Genomic DNA, 20,059 nt, shown 5'->3' with positions numbered 1-20,059 from the left:
TTTATGATACCTCAAAGCATTGCATTAGCGAATTGGAATAACGGAGTAATTATGATAGCTATTTTTGGATTAGTTTGTCTAGCTCTTGTTGGTTTTTTAGTAAAATCTATGTCTAACAACGACAGAGATAAAGAAGAACCTAAAGAAAGATAGTTTTATTTTAAACATTCAATTATAAAAAAAAGTAGCGCATTTAAAATGCGCTACTTTTTTTGTTTATATCAAATTCTGTATTAAAATTTATACTGTAAAAAAGCGGAAAAATTACGACCTGGTTCTGTAATAGGTGTTCTTCCAAAATTCGCTTGGTTGGTAAATGAGAAGTTTAAATGGCTATTGTAAGCTTCATCTAAAGCATTAAGTACAGCAACACCTAATGTAATATTCTTCATAGGTTTTACTCCAAAACGGACGTCTAAAGTTTGATAACCGTCGGTCTCTGTTTCCCCAAAACTTTTAGAAATATTTTCTTGTTTTGAAACGACATTATATTGAACGCTTCCCCAGAATTTTTCTTTTTGAAATCCTAAACTTAACTTTGTAGTAAGCGGAGGAGTTAAAGGTAAAGATTCTTTTAAATCTTTGTTTTTTGCATATACATAAGCAAACTCTGTTTTAAAATAATAGTCATTTAAAAAATCGACTTGCGCCATAGCTTCAAAACCAGTTTTATATGCTTCGTCTATGTTTTGAAATACTTTCACACTAGTAGGATCTGTTGTAGGATTAAATTTTCTAGTAATAGTTGGATCTATTACACCAACAATATAGTTTTCAAAGAAAGAATAATAGAAAGACGTTTCGTATTTAAAGCTATTAAAACCATGCTGCAAAGGTTGTCTTCCTTTAAAACCAATTTCAAATTGATTATTAACTTCAGCTTTTAAATTTGGGTTTCCAATATATTCATAAGGATCTTGTCCAACAGTAAAGTGATTAATAAAGCGCTCTATCATATTTGCAGAACGAATTCCGCGACCATAAGCAGCCTCTAAAGTGAAATTATCAGAGACTCTGTTTTTAATAGAAACCGTTCCGCTAACATTATGTTCTGTACGTTTCTCTAAGTCATACATTGCAGCAAAATCAGCTTCAGGATCCTGAATATCTGATGTTACATTATCATAACGAATACCAGCTGTAAATATGTTTTTAGGGTTGATGTTGTATTTAACTTCTGTAAATACTCCTAAATCTGTGATATAAGAATCTTGCCAAACCTTATCATTAAATGTCATAGGAGTTGGTAATGGGTTGCCATTCATTATTTTAATCAATCGAGTTCTTCCTCCATCTCTAGCAATATGCATGGCATCCAAACCAGAAAACACATTTAGTTTTTCTAAAGGTTTCCAGTTCAATTCTAATTTTCCACCAATGGTTGTAGCATCTACAGCAGAAGCTGCTTCCATCATCATAAAAGACGGTCTATTGTCATTGGTCATTAAATGGTCCACATAACTATAATAGGCTTTTGCAGTTAATGATTTTACTACTTCACCAATATTATCCAGTTTATAATCTAAAGAGAGAATACTACTATTATCATATTCGGTATCCATTGGCAATGCAGCATGTAGTACATCACGACCAAAAGATTGTCTCCAATGCGCTTGTAAACGTTGGTCGTCAGAGAAGTTATACCCAAGTTTTATTCCGTAATCGGTACTTCTAAAAGACGAAGGGATTTCGGTGCCATCGCCATCTTCATAATTACCAAAATCTCTGTAACCAGCATTAGCAACGATATCATATTTTTCTTGAATATATTGCAGTTGTGCTAGGTTTACTAAAGAGTTTCCGTTGCTTTCATAACCAGCAGATACTTTTCCATGTACCCCATAATCTTCATAATCTGGTTTTTGGGTTACCAAATTTACAATACCTCCAAAAGTTGCTCCGTAACGCACTGTATATGGTCCTTTGATGATTTCAATTTTCGCTATTTCTTCAGGAATAATATGTGTGGTTATAGGATCCATTCTATTCGGACAAGCATGCATTGCTTTAGTACCTCCATCATATTGAATGTTTAATTGTTCGTATTGTGAAGCTCTAAAGGAAGGATCAATAGCATAGTTCCCTCTTTTTATTACCGAAAATCCGTTGATGTTATTAAACAAATCGGCAACGTTTTTAGGTTGTACAATTTTTTCGTCATATTTATTAGCAACAACGGTTAATACGGGATCCTTTTTTAGATTTCCAGTTACAATAACTTCATCTAGTTTGGTTTCTTTTTGTTCTGTAGTGTCTTTTTTGATTTCGTTTTGTTCTTGCCCAAAAGACATAGCTGTAATTAGGGTACATAGTAGTACCCCATATAATGTTTTCATATGTAATGTGTTTAATTTTATTTCTTTGCTTATGGTAGATGAAACTACCTATATTGGAATAAAATTATACTCTAGGAGGATGAAAACAATCGTTGCTATTGTGAAACGAATATAGATTCAAATAATCGCTTATATTCTTTTGTTTAATGTATTCTTTTTGGTGAAAAATAAGAGTTTCTAATGCCGTTGAAAATAAGATAAGTTCTTTAAAATCAATAATACTCTCTGGTGTTTTTTGATCCTGATCTTGTGATTGAACAACCTTATTTAAATGACATTTTCCATTACAATTTAATTCTGGCTTGTCTTTATTTATGCAAAAATTTTCTATAAATCCAACAGTATCCATATTATAGTACGCATAGGTTAACGACACTCTTGTACTATTAAATAGTAGTAGTGTTGTTAAAATAACGGCAAATATGTAAGTGCTTATTTTCATTGCTACAAAAATAGGAGATAGCAATTCTTTTAAAGATGATTTTTATCATGTTTCGAATTAAATAGGACTTTTTTATCCATTATTAATTATACTTATAATTGTATAAGATTTTTGTATGGTTTAAGTGACAAATGTTACAAACTGGCAACGATTTGTGGTTTAATTTTACAGTAGAAAAATAAATTAAATCGATATATAATTATGAATACTTTAGAAACAACACAACAGCAACAAGAGGTTTTTACTATGCCAAGAATAGGAGATAAAGCACCAGAATTTACGGCGGTAACCACACAAGGAGAGATTAATTTTCCTTCAGATTATAAAGGACAATGGTCTATATTATTTAGTCATCCAGCAGATTTCACGCCTGTTTGTACTTCAGAGTTTATCACATTTGCACATTTAGAAGAAAAATTTAAAAAAGCAAATTGTAGTCTTATAGGTTTATCTATTGATGGCTTGTACAGTCATATTGCTTGGCTAAGAACTATTAAAGATAAAATTGAATTTAACGGAATGAAAAACATCGAAGTTAAATTTCCTTTAATTGAAGATATCTCTATGAATGTTGCCAAAAAATATGGAATGATTCAACCAGGAGAAAGCAAAACACAAGCGGTTAGAGCAGTCTTTTTTGTGGATCCAGAAAGTACGGTTCGTGCATTAATTTATTACCCATTAAGTTTAGGACGTAATTTTGATGAACTTTACAGAGCTTTAATAGCAATGCAAACTTCAGACAAATTTAATGTGGCTACTCCAGCAGATTGGAATCCTGGAGATGATGTTATTGTATCTCCAGCTGGATCTTGTGGTGTTGCTGAAGAGAGAATGACTTCAACAGAAGATTTAGATTGTAAAGACTGGTTTTTCTGTACGAAGAAATTGGATAAAGACGTATTATTAGATGCTATTCTTAAAAAGTAAAATAAATTTAAACTAAAAAGAGTCTCTACATCAGGGGCTCTTTTTTTTATTTAATTCATAATACGTAGTATATTCTTATCAAAATAGAAAAATATAATGCTGCTTTTAAATTTTAGTTTTAAATTTAAAAGATGACTGATTTTTTCGTCATATAAATGAACCAATAAAGAAAAAAAATATGAATGTAATACAGTTTGAAGACAAACCATTGGCACATTATTCTTATGCTATAATAAGTAATAATGAAATGGCTATTATAGATCCTTCAAGAGATCCAAAACCTTATTACGAATTAGCAGAAAAACACGATGCAAAAATAATAGCTATTTTTGAAACACATCCACATGCAGATTTTGTGAGTAGTCATTTGCAAATACATAAAGAAACGGATGCAAAAATTTATGTGAGTAAATTGGTTGGCGCTACGTATGCCCACCAAGCATTTGATGATGGTGATACGGTTACAATTGGAGATGTTGCTTGTTCTGCAATTAACTCTCCAGGACATTCACCAGATAGCATTACCATTATTGCTACCGATTCAGAAAATAATCATGTGATGTTCTCTGGAGATACCTTATTTATTGGAGATGTTGGAAGACCTGATTTAAGAGAAAAAGCGGGTAATATGAAAGCGAAAAGAGAAGAGTTAGCACAAAGCATGTACTACACAATTAAGGATAAATTTAATCACTTAACAGATGCCACAATAGTATATCCTGCACATGGAGCGGGCTCTTTATGTGGTAAAAACATGAGTGCAGATCCTTCTAGTACCTTAGGAAGAGAACGTAATGAAAATTGGGCTTTTAAAGATTTAACAGTAGATCAATTTAAAAATCACATTTTAAAAGATCAACCTTTTATTCCTTCTTATTTCGGATTTAACGTTGCTATAAATAAAGAAGGTGCAGATGATTTTGAAACTACATTTTGCGGTGTACTTTTCTCATTTGGAATAACAGATTTTAAGTATGACGACAGTTTAATTATTGATGTAAGAAGTGCGTCTCGTTTTAAAAACAATCATCTTAAAGGAAGTATTAATATTATTGGAGAAACCGAAGAGGATAAGTTGGAAACCTGGTTGGGTTCTATAGTCGAGCCTAAGGAAGCATTTCATTTAGTAATTAACTCAATTGATGATCGAGAAAGAGTTCTTAGTCGTATAGCTAAAATTGGTTACGAAAAACAAATCCAATCCGTTATAACTCTAGGAGCTAATAAATTTGAAACATCCAAATTATTCGATATAGAAGATTTTAAAAAACATCCAAATCAATATACTATTATTGATATCCGAAATACTAGCGAAGTAGGGGAAGGTAAGATTTTTAAAAATGCTATTTCTATTCCTTTAAATCAGTTAAGAGCTTCTAAAAATGAAATACCTACAGATAAACCTATTGTAGTGCATTGCGCTGGTGGATATAGAAGTGCTGCAGGTAGCAGTATTATTTCAAATTTAATAGATACTATTGCAGTATATGACCTAAGCGACGCAGTTAAATCGTTTAATGAGTAAGTATAAACCTATAAATGAAATATTTGGATGGTTTTAAAAACAGTTTTATTTCGAATATATCTATTGGTTTTTCTGTATGAAGAAATTGGATAAAGAGGTAATAGTAGATATTATTCTTAAAAGTAATTAATTAAATTAATAATTTGAAAAAGCCTCTTTTTAGAGGCTTTTTGTGATAAAAGTTACACAGGATTAAAGGTATGTGTCGTATTTTTACAATCTAAAAATCAGGATATGGAAGACATGCTCTTTTACGATAGATTGCAGTTTGCATTTACTATCACTTTTCATTATATATTTCCGCAATTAACTATGGGACTATCATTATTGATAGTCTTTTTGAAATGGAAATATCTAAGAAATAATATTGAAAAATATAATAATGCTGCAAAATTCTTAATGAAGATATTTGCTATTAATTTCACAATGGGAGTGGTAACAGGTATTCCTATGGAATTTCAATTTGGTACCAATTGGGCAAAATTTTCAGAACTTACAGGTGGTATTATAGGTCAAACCTTGGCAATGGAAGGCATGTTTTCTTTCTTTTTAGAATCTTCCTTTTTAGCACTCTTTATTTTTGGTGAAAAACTAATGGGGCAAAAACTTCACTTCTTAACAGGTTTTCTCGTCTTTTTAGGGTCTTGGGCAAGTGGATGGTTTATTCTGGCTACCAATGCTTGGATGCAACATCCTGTAGGTTATGAAATTTTAGATAATGGTAAATATGTACTACAAAATTTTTCCGCCCTGTTTAGTAATCCTTGGTTGCTACCGGCCTTTTTACATAATCAATTAGCTTCTGTGGTAACGTCTTCTTTTGTTGTAGCAAGTATAGGTGCTTTTTATGTGTTAAGAAATAAACAAACAGAATACGGAAAGCTGTTCTTAAAAACAGGAGTGATTTTCGGATTAATATCTAGTGTATTAGTTGCTTTTCCAACAGGAGATTGGAATGCTAAAAATGTTGCAAAATACCAACCAGCATCTTTTGCTGCTATGGAAGGGATTTTTGAAACCGAAGAAGCAGGAGCCGAAATTGTATTAGTAGGTCAACCTAATATGGTGGAGAAAAAATTAGATAATAAAATTGCTGTACCAAATATATTAAGCTTTTTAACCTACCAAGAATGGGATAAACAAATCGCTGGAATGGATCAGTTTAAAGAAGAAGAGTTGCCAAGTAATATTCCAGCGTTATATTATTCGTATCATATAATGGTTGGTTTAGGTACTATTTTTATTGGTGTAATGGCACTTGCGCTTTTCTTTTTATGGCGAAAAAAATTATATACATTAAAACCATTACTTTGGACCATCATGTTTTTAGTTCCATTTCCTTACATCGCAAACCTTACAGGTTGGTATACGGCAGAATTAGGAAGACAACCTTACCTAGTTTACGGTTTATTAAAAACGAGCGATGGTATTTCGCCTACAGTATCTTCAGGTAACACATTATTTACCTTACTTGGTTTTGTTGCTTTATATATGCTGCTAGGTTTATTATTTTTAGTCCTAGTTGGAAAAACGATTAATCAAGGTCCTAAACCGCAAACACATTAATTATGGAAGTATTTTGGTATATAGCAATCGCTATTGTTTTAGCAGTATTTTTTATTTTAGATGGTTATGATTTTGGAACCGGAATCATTCATTTATTCTTCGCTAAAAAAGAAAAAGATAAAGAAGTAATCGCAAAATCTGCAGGTTTATTTTGGGATTCTAATGAGGTTTGGTTAGTAGCAGCAGGAGGTATGCTTTTTATGGCTTTTCCAACGTTTTACGCATCCGTTTTTAGTGGATTTTATTTACCGTTAATAATTGTTCTTTGGTTAATTATTTTTAGAGCCATTGGGTTGGAATTTAGAGGACAATTTAAGTATCAAATGTGGAAAGATATTTGGGATAAATCGTTTGGCGTTTCTAGTTTGTTATTGGCATTATTCTTTGGTATTGCTTTGGGTAATATTGTAAGAGGTGTAAATTTAGGAGGCGTGAAAAACGGAGTCTCCGTTTATGAAGGGCATTATTTTTTCCTTCCTTTATGGGATAGTAGTTTTAGTCCATTAAGTGATACCCCTGGAATAATCGATTGGTTTACACTAATTATAGGTTTAATTTCTGTGGTAACCTTAGCTATTCATGGTGCCAATTGGGTGATTTTAAAAACCAATGCATCCATTAATAAGAAACTTAAAGGCGTTATTTTTAAGTTGAATATAGCACTAGCAGTACTTACTGTTTTTTCCTTATTTGTATGGCAAATAGTAAATCCTAATTCGTTAGATAATTTTATGAGGAAGCCGTATTTAATTGTTTTTCCTCTTATTTATTTTACAGGATTAATTGGGTTGTTTTTTATTAAAAAATTCAAAAAAGAAAGTCAAGGGTTTGTGTTTTCAACCTTACTAATTTTAGGCGGAATCACATCTTCTTTAGCATCTTTATTTCCAGTAATATTGCCATCCATAAATAGCGTTAATCCCCACTTAACTATTTACAATACTGCTGCAGAAAATTATGGATTGTCTGTTGCTTTAAATTGGGCAATTATTGGTTTTATTCTTCTTATTGTTTACTTCATTGTTCAAAAAAGATTAATGGGAGGAAAAGTAGATAAAATGGATTATGGCCATTAGTATAAAAATACTATTATGACAGAAACATTAATTTCTTTATTAAGTATTCTAATAGGAATCATTGCAGCTAATGTAACTGGAGCTAGGTATAAAAAGTACTCCTTTGGTGTGATAGGAAATACCATTGCAGGTGTTTTTGGAAGCATATTCCTTATTAAATCCTTCGGAAGACTAGGTTTTGATCCCTTATCAATAATGGATAACGGTATGTTTCATATTGGCTTATTCCTTGTTAATTGTCTGGTTTCCATTTCAGGAGGCGTTTTAGGAGTAATAGCCATGAAGTTAATTTATAATAAGTTGAATAAATAACTATTTACTAAAGGTATATGATATAAATCATTTTATGCCATTAGAATTCATTATACATTTGTTAACCACTTGGTTAAACCATGTAGTTGTGATGAAAAAATTAAAAGACGAAAATACAGAAGAGCAGATTTTAGATGCAGCAAAACATATCTTTCAATCTAAAGGAATGGATGGGGCTCGTATGCAAGAAATTGCCGATAAAGCAGGAATTAACAAAGCAATGCTTCATTATTATTACAGAAGTAAGCAGTTGTTGTTTGAAGCGGTTTTTAAAAATGCATTTAGCTTATTAGCACCACAATTAAATGCTATTTTAAATGATGATTCTTCTATTGAAGAGAAGGTGAAAAACTTTACATCAGATTACATAACATTTATTGTGAAACATCCGTATTTACCAAATTTTATTATTCAAGAACTCAATAGAAACCCAGAGTTTCTTCTAAAAATGAAAGATACCAATGGTTTTCCAAATATTGAAAAATTCAAGAAGCAAGTAGATAGTGAAGTGGAACAAGGCATTATTAAACCCATTTCTGCAGAACAACTATTCCTGAATATTATGGCGCTAAACATTTTTCCTTTTGTAGCTAAACCTTTAATCCTGGCATTTATAAATGCAGATGATGAAGCCTACAATCAATTAATGGAAGCGCGTAAAACAGAAGTTGCCGACTTTATTATTAATGCAATAAAGAATACATAAAATGAAAGGAGCGTGTTAAAAGATTACCCCGAAAGGGAATGATTAATCAGCGAACAACAAATTCCTATAAAAAACAATAAATATAAAACATGAAACAGTTATTAATCATTCTATTACTCTCCTTTGGGTGGTCAAGTGTTGCGCAAGAAAGTATCACTTTAGAGGAATGTTACCATTTAGTAACCGCAAATTACCCATTGGCTAAGCAATCACAATTACTAGATGCACAAAACAAATTAGATGTAGAAGTTATTTCTACATCAAAATTACCGCAAATTTATTTAGATGCACAAGCAACATATCAATCAGATGTCCTACAATTTCCTCTTGCAATGTCTGGTATAGAACCATTAAATAAAGATCAATACCGTGCAACGGTTTCTGTAAATCAACTAATTTATAACGGAGGTGCAACAGATGCTTCTTTAGATTTAAAATCTGCGCAACTCCATACGAAGCAAAAACAGGTGGAAGTCAGTTTGTACCAATTAAAACAACAAATCAATCAACTCTATTTTTCTATTTTATTAGCACAAGAATCTCAGTTATTACTAAAGGCGAAACAAACGCAAGTAGAAGCCAAACTTAAAGAAGTACAGTCCGGAATAAAGTATGGTGTGATGCTACCAACTTCCGATAGGATTTTGGAGGCCGAATTATTGAAAATAGGACAACAGTTTCAAGAATTGGAAAGCAATAAAATGTCCCTGTTGGAAACACTTTCTAGCGTCATAAGTAAGCCTTTAACTACTGAAACATTATTTCAAAGTCCACTTTTAGAGACAGAATTACAAGCGGACTTAAACAGACCCGAATTGGAATTATTTCAACTTAAAAAAGAAGAAATCCAAAATTCGGAAAGTTTGTTGTCGAAGCAAAACGCACCTAAATTACTTGGGTTTGCAACTGGTGGTTATGGTAATCCAGGGTTGAATATGCTAGATAATTCCTTTCAAACATTTTATACGGTTGGTGTGAAATTAAATTGGAATGTTTTCGATTGGAATGCCAATAAAAAACAACGGGAATCCTTACTCATTAATAAGGATATTGTGGATAATGAAACCGAAGTTTTTAAACTGAATACCAACATCGAGTTACATCAACAACAAAAAGAAATCCATAAAATGGAAACTTTTATTTCTTCCGATCAAGAAATTATAAACCTCAGAAAAGAGGTACTTCAATCGGCAGATGCACAACTTAGAAATGGAGTGATTACGTCTTCAGCTTACATTACAGAACTCACCAATTTATACGAAGATGAGAATACGTTAGTAAAACATGAAATTCAGCTACAACTAGCGAAAGCAAATTACAATGTCATTAAAGGTCAATAAAAATAGTAATATGAGAAAGAACACATATATATTCGGATTAAGTTTTATAGCAATAAGCTTATTTTCCTGCGGAAACGATACCAAAAAAGCAGATGGCTATGGCAATTTTGAAGCAACAGAAATTACTATTTCTGCAGAGAATAACGGAAAACTAATGCAATTTGACGTGAATGAAGGTGATGTGCTTTTAAAAGAACAATTTATAGGTTATATCGATACCATTCCATTAACATTAAAACGGGAACAATTAAAAGTGTCTAAAACAGTAATTGGTTCCAAATCAAAAGGTGTATTATCACAAATTAATGTGCTAAATGCAAAATTGAAAACAGCAAACACCAATAAAGTGCGAGCAGAAAATTTAATAAAAGATAATGCAGGAACACAAAAACAATTGGATGATGTTGCTGGAGAAATAGATGTGATTAAAAATCAAATTAGAAGCGTAGAAATTCAAAATGCACCTGTGGTTAATGAATTGAAAGCTATCGATGTTCAGGTAAAACAAATTGAAGATCAAATTGGAAAAAGTAAAATCGTAAATCCTGTAAATGGAACAGTTTTAACCAAATATGCAGAGCCTAATGAAATTACAGCTTTTGGAAAACCATTGTATAAAATTGCCGATTTAAATACCATGCAATTACGTGTTTACATTAGCGAAACACAATTGGCGAATATTATAATCGGACAAGAAGTTACGGTGAAAATCGATGATGTAGACGCTATGAAATCGTATAAAGGTACAATTAGTTGGATTGCTTCCGAAGCAGAATTTACACCAAAAATTATTCAAACTAAAGAAGAGCGCGTAGCTTTAGTTTATGCCGTAAAAGTGGATGTGAAAAATGATGGCAGCCTAAAAATTGGAATGCCTGCAGAGTTATGGATACATGATTCTGAAGAAAATTAACAATAAAAAATCAGTAAAATAATTAAAATAGATTCTCATGGAAAAACATATTTATAACGTCAATGTAAATTGGACGCAAGACCGAAAAGGAACTTTATGTTCACCAGAATTAAAAAATAATACAACCAACGAAACGAATTGTATCGAAGTTGCAACACCTCCAGAATTCCCCGGTGGAATGCCTAATATTTGGACTCCAGAACATTTATTTACAGCAGCAATAAGTAGTTGCTTAATGACTACTTTTTTAGCAATTGCTGAATATTCTAAACTAGAGTATATCAGTTTTACATGTGAATCGAAAGGAATACTCGAAAAAGTAGATGGCAAGTTTGTAATTAGCGAAGTATTATTATTTCCAGAGGTTGTGATTACCGATGCGTCTAAAAGAGAACGCACAGAACGTATTTTAGAAAAATCAGAAAAAGCTTGTTTAATTTCAAACTCTGTGACTTCAAAAATAACAATGGAAGCTAAAATTAGTATTCAAAATTAAAACCTAGTGAGTATATCTGTCCGTCATATTAGCAAATCGTATAAAAACGTAAAAGCCTTAGAAGACATCTCTTTTGAAGTGAAAGAAGGGGAGCTTTTTGGACTCATTGGACCTGATGGAGCAGGAAAAACAACGCTGTTTAGAATTCTAACCACGCTTTTAATTGCGAATGAAGGTACAGCAACAGTTGCTGGTTTTGATGTGGTCGCAGATTATAAAAAGATTCGAAATAGTGTTGGCTATATGCCAGGAAAATTTTCACTCTATCAAGATTTAACAGTGGAAGAAAACTTGAACTTTTTTGCAACTATCTTCGGAACTACCATAGAACAAAATTACGATTTAATAAAAGAAATTTACGTTCAGATAGAACCCTTTAAAACGCGTAGAGCAGGAAAGTTATCTGGAGGTATGAAACAAAAACTCGCTTTGTGTTGTGCACTAATTCACAAACCGAAAGTGTTGTTTTTAGATGAGCCTACTACAGGAGTGGATCCCGTTTCTAGGAAAGAGTTTTGGGAAATGTTGAAACGTTTACAGCAAAAAGGAATTACCATTTTAGTTTCTACGCCGTATATGGATGAAGCGGCTTTGTGTGACAGAATAGCTTTAATTCAAGATGGGAAAATTTTGCAGATGGACACTCCTCAAGCTATTGTGAAGCATTATCCAAAACAGATTTACAACGTTAGGGCAAACAATACCTATCAACTTATTAATAGTTTAAAGGCCTATGAATACAACCATAGCGTCTATCCTTTTGGTGAGTTTGTACACTATACAGATCGTAGAGCAGATTTTAATCCTAAAGATTTAATGCTGTTTTTAGAATCTAAGAATCTTTCTAATGTGGAAATAAAAAAAACAGAAGCAACTATTGAAGATACCTTCATGGAACTAGCAAATTAACCTGCGAGGTTTTGAAAACCTTTTAGGTTTAAATAAAAAAAATGAACAATAACAACGTCATAGAAGCTCAAAATCTAACCAAAATGTTTGGTGATTTTACAGCAGTAAACGCTATTTCTTTTGAAGTTAAAAAAGGAGAAATATTTGGTTTTCTAGGAGCTAATGGAGCAGGAAAAACAACAGCGATGAAAATGTTGATTGGTATTTCTAAACCTACAGCAGGAAAAGCTAGTGTTGCAGGGTTTGATGTTTATAAACAAGCCGAAGACATCAAGAAAAATATTGGCTATATGAGTCAGAAATTTGCTTTGTATGACGATTTAACGGTGAAAGAAAATATTATGTTTTTTGGCGGAATTTATGGCGTATCTAGAAAACGAATAAAGGAAAAAACAGCAATCTTGATTGAAGAATTAGGATTGGAAGAAGTCGCAAACCAATTAGTTGGTGCTTTACCTTTAGGATGGAAACAAAAACTATCTTTTTCTGTGTCTTTAATTCATGATCCGAAAATTGTGTTTTTAGATGAACCAACTGGAGGAGTAGATCCTATTACTAGGCGACAGTTTTGGGAAATGATTTATAAAGCAGCCAACCAAGGAACAACCGTTTTTGTAACCACACATTATATGGATGAAGCCGAATATTGCGATCGAGTTTCTATTATGGTTAATGGGAAAATAGAAGCTTTAGATACACCAAAAAAATTAAAAGAGCAGTTTCAAGTAGATAATATGAATGATGTGTTTTTAAAACTAGCACGTGGATGAAAAAGTTTCCTGCGGATGTTTAAAAAATAGTATCCTGCGGATTTTGGAGATTTACGCAGAAAAGAGACTAAAAGAATCTACGATTATTTATGAAACCTGCGGAAGAAAAAAGAAATAACCTATGGAAGAAAAAACGGAAAATGAATTATCCTATATAATCAGAGGCGCAATTTTTAAAGTTTATAATGAATTAGGACCAGGTTTATTAGAATCAGTTTATGAAACTATTTTAATGTATGAATTAGAAAAGCAAGGATTATCTGTAAAAAGACAAGTAGCGTTGCCAATATTTTATGATGATATAGAATTAGAAATTGGCTACAGACTAGATTTATTGGTAAATAATAAAGTAATAATAGAAATTAAATCAGTAGAAACTTTAGCAAAAGTACATCATAAACAAGTTTTAACATATTTAAAGCTTTCCGAAATTAAGCTAGGTATTTTAGTGAATTTCAATGTCGAAGATATTACAAAAGGAATTTTTAGAAAAGTAAACGGATTATAAAAAATAGTATCCCGCGGATTTTGCAGATTTACGCAGAAAAGAGACTAAAAGAATCTGCGATTATTTGTGAAATCTGCGGGAGAAAAAATAAAGAACCTATGAAAGAAAAAAGGAAAATGAATTATCCTATATAATCTGAGGCGCGATTTTTAAAGTCTAGAATGAATTAGAAAAGTAAATGGATTATAAAAAAAAATAGTATCCTCGGATTTTGCAGATTTACGCAGAAGCAAATATAATGGGATTAAAAAGACCTGCGGTAATCAGTGAAATCTGCGGAAAAAATAATAAGAAATGAAAAGATTCATAGGCTTCATAAAAAAGGAATTCTACCATATTTTTAGAGATAGACGCTCGTTGTTTATTCTCTTCGGAATGCCTATTGCTCAAATTATGCTCTTTGGTTTCGCTATTACTAATGAAATCAATAATGTGGATATTGCTATTTTAGATCATTCTAAAGATGCAACCACAGAAGAAATTATTAATAAGATTTCAGCTTCAAAATATTTTAGCATTCATCAGTTTATGGACAGAGAAGCCGATGTGGAAACTATTTTCAAAAAAGGAAAAGTAAAAGCGGTTTTAAATTTTGAAAAAAATTTCAGTAAAAAGTTAATCAGAGATCACAAAGCAACTATCCAAATTATTACAGATGCTACAGACCCAAATACAGCGAATACTATTAGTAATTATGTAAATGCAATTCTTATTCAGTATCAAAAAGATTGGAATAAAGACATCACTATTGCATATCAAATAATACCAAGAACTCGTATGGTTTATAACCCCGAATTAAAAAGTGTGTACATGTTTGTTCCTGGTGTGATGACCATTATTTTAATGTTAGTTTCTGCAATGATGACGTCCATTTCCATTACAAAAGAAAAGGAATTGGGAACCATGGAAATCCTGTTAGTATCACCAATAAAACCAATTCAGGTTATTGTAGGCAAAGTGTTTCCGTATATTTTTCTATCTGTAATTAACGCAATAGTTATTGTGGTACTAAGTATTTTTATTTTTAAGATGCCTGTGCAAGGAAGCTTATTTCTATTAGCAATGGAGAGCATTCTATTCATTATTTCAGCATTAGCATTAGGTATTTTAATCTCAACAATTTCTGCAACACAACAAACAGCCATGATGATTTCTCTTATGGGACTCATGCTTCCGGTAATTCTGTTATCTGGATTTATTTTTCCTATTTCAAGTATGCCATTACCATTACAAATGATTAGTAATATTATTCCTGCTAAATGGTTTATCATCATCATAAAAGGCATTATGCTAAAAGGAGTGGGATTGCAATATCTATGGAAAGAAACCTTGATTTTAGTTGGAATGACTATCTTTTTTATTGCATTAAGTGTGAAGAAATATAAAATTAGATTAGAGTGAAAATAAACGATCCTGTGTAGTTTTAAATAATATGAAGAATAAAAGTGAAACGTAAAAACACCCCTAAAGTCCCCTCAAAGGGACAGCTCACTCGGTTGAATTGAAGGATTGTCCCCTTGAGGGGACTTTAGGGGTGTAAAATATAATAAAGTAAGGGGTGTTTTTTTTATGTAACTATGTTTAATTTAAAAGATTCCTGCCTACGCTGGAAATAATATGAAAACAATTCTATACATCATACAAAAAGAGTTCAAGCAAATCTTTAGAAATAAAGGCATGCTTCCTATCATTTTTGTTTTGCCATTATTGCAACTCGTTATTTTATCAAACGCAGCTACTTTTGAAGTGAAAAATATCAAGTTTGGTTATATTGATAAGGATCATTCGTCCACATCTCGAGCATTAGTCGAGAAATTTAATGCATCTACATATTTTAATGTTTTAACCGATTTTCCTTCGGAAGCTATAGCAAGTGCTGAAATGCTAAAAGGGGAAATAGATGTGCTTTTACAAATTCCGCAATACTTTGAACGGGATTTGCAAATAGAAAAACATGCCAATTTAGGAATAACTATTAACGCAATTGATGGTGCAGCTGCAGGTGTAGAAAATGTTTATGTCAACCAAATTATACAACGTTTTAATCAAAACATAAAAATGGATGTATTACAGGTTTCTGATAAACAAGTACAGCCAATTGCCATAGAAACCATTCCTTTATTCTGGTATAACAAAACCTTAAATTATAAAACTTTTATGGTTCCTGGTATACTAGTTTTACTAGTAACAATGATTACTCTCTTCCTTTCAGGAATGAATATTGTCCGAGAAAAAGAAATAGGAACTCTAGAGCAAATTAACGTAACACCTATTAAAAAAAGCCAGTTTATAATAGGGAAACTTTTTCCATTTTGGGTCATAGGAATGGGGTTGTTAACTATTGGATTAATTTTAGCAAAAGTCATTTTTGATGTACCAATGCTAGGTAGTTTAACACTTATGTATTTTTATACCTCTATTTATATTTTAGTGATTTTAGGCATCGGATTGTTTATATCCAATTTTACTGATACCCAACAGCAAGCCATGTTTATTGCTTGGTTTTTTACGGTTATTTTTATATTAATGAGTGGTTTATTCACGCCAATAGAAAGCATGCCAAAATGGGCGCAAACCCTTACCGAATTTAACCCCATACGATATTTTGTAGAAGTGATGCGTATGGTCATGCTTAAAGGTTCTGGTTTAAATGATATTCTTCCACAGGTATTAAAAACAGCACTTTATGCTTTTGTAATGAATGGGTTGGCAGTTTGGAGTTATAAAAAGACAACATAAAAAATCTTGTTATGAAGACTAATAATAAAATAAAGCTATCTAGAGATGAATCTTTGTTTGTTCGCGGACCTTTATCTCGTTTTAATGAATTATCCTTTGCCTTTAAAGTGTTTTTTAACTTTATAAAAGCCTTTCGGAAAATGCATTTTATTGGACCATGTGTTACTGTTTTTGGATCTGCAAGATTTACAAAAGATTCGGAGCATTATAAAAATGCGGAAAAAATTGGTGCAGCTTTAGCAAAAATAGGTTTTACAGTAATGACTGGTGGTGGCCCTGGGATTATGGAAGCTGCTAATAAGGGCGCTTTTGAAGCAGGAGGATACTCTGTAGGTTGTAATATTATTCTTCCATTCGAGCAAAAGCCTAATCCGTATTTGCATAAATGGATTAATATACCATACTTCTTTTTACGCAAAGTTATTCTTGTAAAATACTCTTATGGTTTTGTTGTGATGCCTGGGGGTTTTGGCACTTTAGATGAATTATTTGAGGCTTTAATCCTGATTCAAACCAAAGTAATTCAAAATTTTCCTGTGGTTATTTTCGATTCGGAATATCATAAGGAATTGTGTCATCACATTCAATTAATGGCAGAAAATGAAAGTATCAGTCCAGAAGATATGAAACTATTATTTGTTACTGATTCTGTTGAAGATGTGATTAAACATATTGAACTACATACCATTAAAAAATTTGGATTGGTGAAAAAGCATGTAAAACCAAAATGGTGGCTTGGTGAATCGTCTAATAATTCTTTGTCAAATGAAAAATAAAAAGATTATCAATACTGTAAGTGCTACTATTTTAGCACTGTTTGCATTGCTCACTTTATTTTTAAGTAGCTCTGTAATTTTCGATTGGTTTGGCATTAGAGCCAAAGAAGGAAATTATGTCTTGTTTATAGTTTGGACAAACTTTATGAGCAGTATTTTATATTTAATCGCCGTTTTCGGATTTTTAAAAAACAAAAAGTGGACGTTTTGGGCGTTAATTGTTGCTTTAGGCATCTTAATTATTGCTTTTATAGCTTTACTAGTTTATGTTAATAATGGTGGAATTCACGAAGCTAAAACAATAAAGGCAATGGTTTTTAGAATGTTAGTGACGTTAAGTTTTTCAATTCTGGCGTTTTTATTTATAAACAAGCAACTTAAATAAATGAAAACAAACAGGTACATCTTGGTTTTATTTTTATGGTTTACACATGTTGTTTTTTCGCAAAAGGAAGCTGATACAATACCACAACTTGATTTGTTCAAATTAGCTCTAATCAATCAAACAGATAGTTATATCACATTCCCAACAGATATTGGAAATATAGAACCCTTGATGTTTGAGGCTAATGTAAATCCGTCATTTGTTATTAGAAAACGAAATGATTCTAAACTTATGGCTGTATTAACACCTCAAGTTACAATCAGGATGTATCGAGAAGATTCGTATCCTGTTCGTACGCCAAGTTATATTCCGCAGATTTCCCTTTATTATCTAGCCAACAAAAAAGAAGCGCTTAACTATTTGGTTTTCTTTGGGAAAATAGCACATCATTCTAACGGTCAAGATGGTGAATTTTATAATGAAGACAACACGATCAACTTGCAATCTGGAAATTTTGCAACTAATTTTGTTGAATTCGGTTTTCTTAAAACAGGATATAGTAATAAGTTAAAAGCCATTAAAACTTTAAAAAGTGCCATTGAGATTCATCCTAAAAGTTGGTTATTACCAGAGTTAAAAGGAAGATATAGTGGGTTGCGTTTGCATAATAGTTTTACATCTTTTAAGTTTCCTTTAACCGATTCTAATAGCGATAGAGCAAATTTTTCTTTAAAAGCGGAAGCAACAGTAATGTTAGATAATTATAATGATTTAGACGTTTTTGATTTGGAAAGATTTAATGCCAGTGTTACCTTTTATTATCATCCAAAGTTTTTAGAAGATATTGGGTTGTTTGTTCAGTTTTATCATGGAATGGATTATTATAATATTTATTTTGAACAGCAATTGTCTGTTATCCGATTTGGAATTATGACCGAAATTTTAAGATTTTAAAACAATACGAAAGTATGGAAAAGCAAATTTATATTAAAAAGAGCAATGATGAGATGGAACTTTTTTCGTTTGAAAAATTAAAAAATTCCCTACAATCTGCAGGAGCATCAAAAGGTGTTATTGAAACTATTATACATGGAATTCAACCCGTTATTTATGATGGTATGTCATCTAATGAAATCTATAAGAAGGCATTTGCTTTATTAAAAAAACACAATAAGGTTTGTGCTTCACGATATAGTTTAAAACGTGCTATATTTGATTTAGGTCCTACAGGTTATCCATTTGAAAGGTTAGTTGGTGCTTTATTAAAAGAAAAAGGATATAAAACCAAAGTAAGTGTTATTTTAAATGGCGAATGTGTTACACACGAAATTGATGTATTGGCTGAAAAAGACGGGGATTTATATGCTGTAGAATGTAAATTTCATTCAGATGCTAAAGCTACAAGTAACGTTAAAGTACCATTATATATTAATTCTAGATTTTTAGATATTCAAAAACAATGGAATACCAATTCAGAGAATAATACACATATAAAACAAGGTTGGTTGGTGACTAATACCAGATTTACAGAAGATGCTGTAAATTATGCAAAATGTGTTGGTTTAACTTTGTTAAGTTGGAATTACCCAAAAAATAATGGATTAAAAGCTAATATTGACACGTTGGCTTTATATCCTGTTACCACTTTAACAACATTAAATAAAAGAGAAAAGCATCAGCTAATAGAAAATGATGTTGTTTTAGTAAAGGAACTCATTCTAGCTAAAGGAAAAATGAAAAATATAGGATTATCAGATTTAAGGATTCAGCGTGTTTTAGATGAAGTGAGACAATTATGTATAATTTAATTTTAAAATTATGAAAAATGACTTTCCAAAAGATAAAGGCTTTAATTTAAGTCAAAAGAAATTAGAAAAATATGATTCAAGAGGTGTACAAACGCTTTTTAAAACACTTTCAAGAAACCATTATAATCTTTTAAAAATGGTTGATAATAAAGCAAGAATTATTTTAACTGTTAACTCAATAATTACATCGCTACTATTTGGTATTCATTTTATTGATTCTAGTAGTAAAACGTTACAAGTAAATGTTGGCACTAAAATATTAGTGTTAAGTAGTATGATATCTATGGTATTTGCATTATTTAGCATGCTTCCTCATCGTTATTTGGGTAAAAGTTTTAAAATAAGTGGCTATAAAGGAACTTTATACGCAGGTAATTTTTCAAAACAATCACTAGTAGAATTCAAGCAAGAATTTGAGCGTATTATGAATTCTGGCAATTCTATTTATAATGAATTGATAGATGACTTATACTTTCTGGGACTAGTAATATCTAAAAAGCAACGGCTTTTATATTATTCTGTATTAGTATTTCTAATAGGTTTAATGACAACAATTATCTATACGCTTTCAAAACTTTAATA

The 20,059-nt window shown here is 31.4% G+C and carries 22 protein-coding genes; 20 read left to right on the top strand and 2 right to left on the bottom strand.

The window, feature by feature from the left end:
* Positions 1 to 3: 3 nt before the first annotated feature.
* Positions 4 to 153 (top strand): hypothetical protein, encoded by a 150-nt coding sequence (locus FG167_RS15910; protein ID WP_203459197.1) that lies wholly within the window; start codon positions 4 to 6, stop codon positions 151 to 153.
* A gap of 80 nt (positions 154 to 233) precedes the next feature.
* On the opposite strand, the gene FG167_RS15905 is transcribed toward FG167_RS15910, so the two are convergent.
* On the bottom strand, positions 234 to 2,336 hold the full coding sequence (locus FG167_RS15905) for a TonB-dependent receptor domain-containing protein (protein WP_203459196.1): 2,103 nt from the start codon (positions 2,334 to 2,336) through the stop codon (positions 234 to 236).
* A gap of 64 nt (positions 2,337 to 2,400) precedes the next feature.
* Entirely contained in the window at positions 2,401 to 2,778 is a 378-nt protein-coding gene (locus FG167_RS15900) for a hypothetical protein (protein ID WP_203459195.1), read from the bottom strand.
* 201 nt (positions 2,779 to 2,979) lie between these two features.
* Here FG167_RS15900 and FG167_RS15895 point away from each other — a divergent pair, with 201 nt between their 5' ends.
* The 19 genes from FG167_RS15895 to FG167_RS15805 all read left to right on the top strand — a co-directional run bounded on the left by FG167_RS15895 (position 2,980) and on the right by FG167_RS15805 (position 20,057).
* On the top strand, positions 2,980 to 3,708 hold the full coding sequence (locus FG167_RS15895; RefSeq protein ID WP_203459194.1) for a peroxiredoxin: 729 nt from the start codon (positions 2,980 to 2,982) through the stop codon (positions 3,706 to 3,708).
* 178 nt (positions 3,709 to 3,886) lie between these two features.
* Entirely contained in the window at positions 3,887 to 5,233 is a 1,347-nt protein-coding gene (locus FG167_RS15890) for a rhodanese-like domain-containing protein (RefSeq protein WP_203459193.1), read from the top strand.
* A gap of 234 nt (positions 5,234 to 5,467) precedes the next feature.
* Entirely contained in the window at positions 5,468 to 6,799 is a 1,332-nt protein-coding gene (locus tag FG167_RS15885) for a cytochrome ubiquinol oxidase subunit I (protein ID WP_203459192.1), read from the top strand.
* A gap of 2 nt (positions 6,800 to 6,801) precedes the next feature.
* Positions 6,802 to 7,875, top strand: coding sequence for a cytochrome d ubiquinol oxidase subunit II (gene cydB / locus FG167_RS15880; protein WP_203459191.1), 1,074 nt, complete (start codon positions 6,802 to 6,804; stop codon positions 7,873 to 7,875).
* 15 nt (positions 7,876 to 7,890) lie between these two features.
* Entirely contained in the window at positions 7,891 to 8,187 is a 297-nt protein-coding gene (locus tag FG167_RS15875) for a hypothetical protein (RefSeq protein WP_203459190.1), read from the top strand.
* 34 nt (positions 8,188 to 8,221) lie between these two features.
* Positions 8,222 to 8,893 carry a TetR/AcrR family transcriptional regulator gene (locus tag FG167_RS15870; RefSeq protein WP_370568389.1) on the top strand — a complete coding sequence of 224 codons (672 nt, stop codon included), beginning with the start codon at positions 8,222 to 8,224 and terminating at the stop codon, positions 8,891 to 8,893.
* Between the two features lie 89 nt (positions 8,894 to 8,982).
* Complete coding sequence (locus FG167_RS15865) at positions 8,983 to 10,233, top strand: TolC family protein (protein WP_203459189.1); 1,251 nt, start codon at positions 8,983 to 8,985, stop codon at positions 10,231 to 10,233.
* A 10-nt stretch (positions 10,234 to 10,243) separates the two neighbouring features.
* Positions 10,244 to 11,146 (top strand): HlyD family secretion protein, encoded by a 903-nt coding sequence (locus tag FG167_RS15860; protein ID WP_203459188.1) that lies wholly within the window; start codon positions 10,244 to 10,246, stop codon positions 11,144 to 11,146.
* A gap of 37 nt (positions 11,147 to 11,183) precedes the next feature.
* Positions 11,184 to 11,642: an OsmC family protein gene (locus tag FG167_RS15855; RefSeq protein WP_203459187.1), complete on the top strand. Its 459-nt coding sequence runs from the start codon at positions 11,184 to 11,186 to the stop codon at positions 11,640 to 11,642.
* Positions 11,643 to 11,648: 6 nt separating this feature from the next.
* Entirely contained in the window at positions 11,649 to 12,551 is a 903-nt protein-coding gene (locus tag FG167_RS15850; RefSeq protein WP_203459186.1) for an ABC transporter ATP-binding protein, read from the top strand.
* Between the two features lie 41 nt (positions 12,552 to 12,592).
* The gene (locus tag FG167_RS15845; RefSeq protein ID WP_203459185.1) at positions 12,593 to 13,321 is read left to right on the top strand and encodes an ABC transporter ATP-binding protein; all 729 of its coding nucleotides are present in this window, start codon (positions 12,593 to 12,595) and stop codon (positions 13,319 to 13,321) included.
* A 121-nt stretch (positions 13,322 to 13,442) separates the two neighbouring features.
* Positions 13,443 to 13,829, top strand: coding sequence for a GxxExxY protein (locus tag FG167_RS15840; protein WP_203459184.1), 387 nt, complete (start codon positions 13,443 to 13,445; stop codon positions 13,827 to 13,829).
* A gap of 294 nt (positions 13,830 to 14,123) precedes the next feature.
* A complete protein-coding gene (locus tag FG167_RS15835; RefSeq protein ID WP_203459183.1) occupies positions 14,124 to 15,230 on the top strand; it encodes an ABC transporter permease in 1,107 nt (368 codons plus the stop codon).
* A 216-nt stretch (positions 15,231 to 15,446) separates the two neighbouring features.
* On the top strand, positions 15,447 to 16,568 hold the full coding sequence (locus FG167_RS15830; RefSeq protein WP_203459182.1) for an ABC transporter permease: 1,122 nt from the start codon (positions 15,447 to 15,449) through the stop codon (positions 16,566 to 16,568).
* An 11-nt stretch (positions 16,569 to 16,579) separates the two neighbouring features.
* Positions 16,580 to 17,344, top strand: coding sequence for a TIGR00730 family Rossman fold protein (locus FG167_RS15825; protein WP_203459181.1), 765 nt, complete (start codon positions 16,580 to 16,582; stop codon positions 17,342 to 17,344).
* The gene (locus tag FG167_RS15820; protein ID WP_203459180.1) at positions 17,334 to 17,729 is read left to right on the top strand and encodes a hypothetical protein; all 396 of its coding nucleotides are present in this window, start codon (positions 17,334 to 17,336) and stop codon (positions 17,727 to 17,729) included. The genes FG167_RS15825 and FG167_RS15820 overlap by 11 nt, the downstream gene beginning before the upstream one ends.
* Positions 17,730 to 18,623, top strand: coding sequence for a hypothetical protein (locus FG167_RS15815; protein ID WP_203459179.1), 894 nt, complete (start codon positions 17,730 to 17,732; stop codon positions 18,621 to 18,623).
* Positions 18,624 to 18,637: 14 nt separating this feature from the next.
* Positions 18,638 to 19,477, top strand: coding sequence for a restriction endonuclease (locus FG167_RS15810; protein ID WP_203459178.1), 840 nt, complete (start codon positions 18,638 to 18,640; stop codon positions 19,475 to 19,477).
* A gap of 10 nt (positions 19,478 to 19,487) precedes the next feature.
* The gene (locus FG167_RS15805; RefSeq protein WP_203459177.1) at positions 19,488 to 20,057 is read left to right on the top strand and encodes a Pycsar system effector family protein; all 570 of its coding nucleotides are present in this window, start codon (positions 19,488 to 19,490) and stop codon (positions 20,055 to 20,057) included.
* Positions 20,058 to 20,059 lie beyond the last annotated feature (2 nt).

It is taken from the genome of Lacinutrix sp. WUR7, from assembly GCF_016864015.1.
GTDB lineage: Bacteria > Bacteroidota > Bacteroidia > Flavobacteriales > Flavobacteriaceae > Oceanihabitans.
The sequence above is the reverse complement of the archived record's forward strand: the minus strand, read 5'-3'. Positions and strand labels throughout refer to the sequence as shown.

Coding starts and splice junctions, on each gene's coding strand:
- FG167_RS15865 (WP_203459189.1), top strand. CDS start 8,983: ATGAAACAGTTATTAATCATTCTATTACTCTCCTTTGGGTGGTCAAGT.
- FG167_RS15870 (WP_370568389.1), top strand. CDS start 8,222: ATGCCATTAGAATTCATTATACATTTGTTAACCACTTGGTTAAACCAT.
- FG167_RS15885 (WP_203459192.1), top strand. CDS start 5,468: ATGGAAGACATGCTCTTTTACGATAGATTGCAGTTTGCATTTACTATC.
- FG167_RS15910 (WP_203459197.1), top strand. CDS start 4: ATGATACCTCAAAGCATTGCATTAGCGAATTGGAATAACGGAGTAATT.
- FG167_RS15895 (WP_203459194.1), top strand. CDS start 2,980: ATGAATACTTTAGAAACAACACAACAGCAACAAGAGGTTTTTACTATG.
- FG167_RS15830 (WP_203459182.1), top strand. CDS start 15,447: ATGAAAACAATTCTATACATCATACAAAAAGAGTTCAAGCAAATCTTT.
- FG167_RS15890 (WP_203459193.1), top strand. CDS start 3,887: ATGAATGTAATACAGTTTGAAGACAAACCATTGGCACATTATTCTTAT.
- FG167_RS15860 (WP_203459188.1), top strand. CDS start 10,244: ATGAGAAAGAACACATATATATTCGGATTAAGTTTTATAGCAATAAGC.
- FG167_RS15825 (WP_203459181.1), top strand. CDS start 16,580: ATGAAGACTAATAATAAAATAAAGCTATCTAGAGATGAATCTTTGTTT.
- FG167_RS15840 (WP_203459184.1), top strand. CDS start 13,443: ATGGAAGAAAAAACGGAAAATGAATTATCCTATATAATCAGAGGCGCA.
- FG167_RS15810 (WP_203459178.1), top strand. CDS start 18,638: ATGGAAAAGCAAATTTATATTAAAAAGAGCAATGATGAGATGGAACTT.
- FG167_RS15845 (WP_203459185.1), top strand. CDS start 12,593: ATGAACAATAACAACGTCATAGAAGCTCAAAATCTAACCAAAATGTTT.
- FG167_RS15905 (WP_203459196.1), bottom strand. CDS start 2,336: ATGAAAACATTATATGGGGTACTACTATGTACCCTAATTACAGCTATG.
- FG167_RS15805 (WP_203459177.1), top strand. CDS start 19,488: ATGAAAAATGACTTTCCAAAAGATAAAGGCTTTAATTTAAGTCAAAAG.
- cydB (WP_203459191.1), top strand. CDS start 6,802: ATGGAAGTATTTTGGTATATAGCAATCGCTATTGTTTTAGCAGTATTT.
- FG167_RS15900 (WP_203459195.1), bottom strand. CDS start 2,778: ATGAAAATAAGCACTTACATATTTGCCGTTATTTTAACAACACTACTA.
- FG167_RS15875 (WP_203459190.1), top strand. CDS start 7,891: ATGACAGAAACATTAATTTCTTTATTAAGTATTCTAATAGGAATCATT.
- FG167_RS15820 (WP_203459180.1), top strand. CDS start 17,334: ATGAAAAATAAAAAGATTATCAATACTGTAAGTGCTACTATTTTAGCA.
- FG167_RS15835 (WP_203459183.1), top strand. CDS start 14,124: ATGAAAAGATTCATAGGCTTCATAAAAAAGGAATTCTACCATATTTTT.
- FG167_RS15855 (WP_203459187.1), top strand. CDS start 11,184: ATGGAAAAACATATTTATAACGTCAATGTAAATTGGACGCAAGACCGA.
- FG167_RS15815 (WP_203459179.1), top strand. CDS start 17,730: ATGAAAACAAACAGGTACATCTTGGTTTTATTTTTATGGTTTACACAT.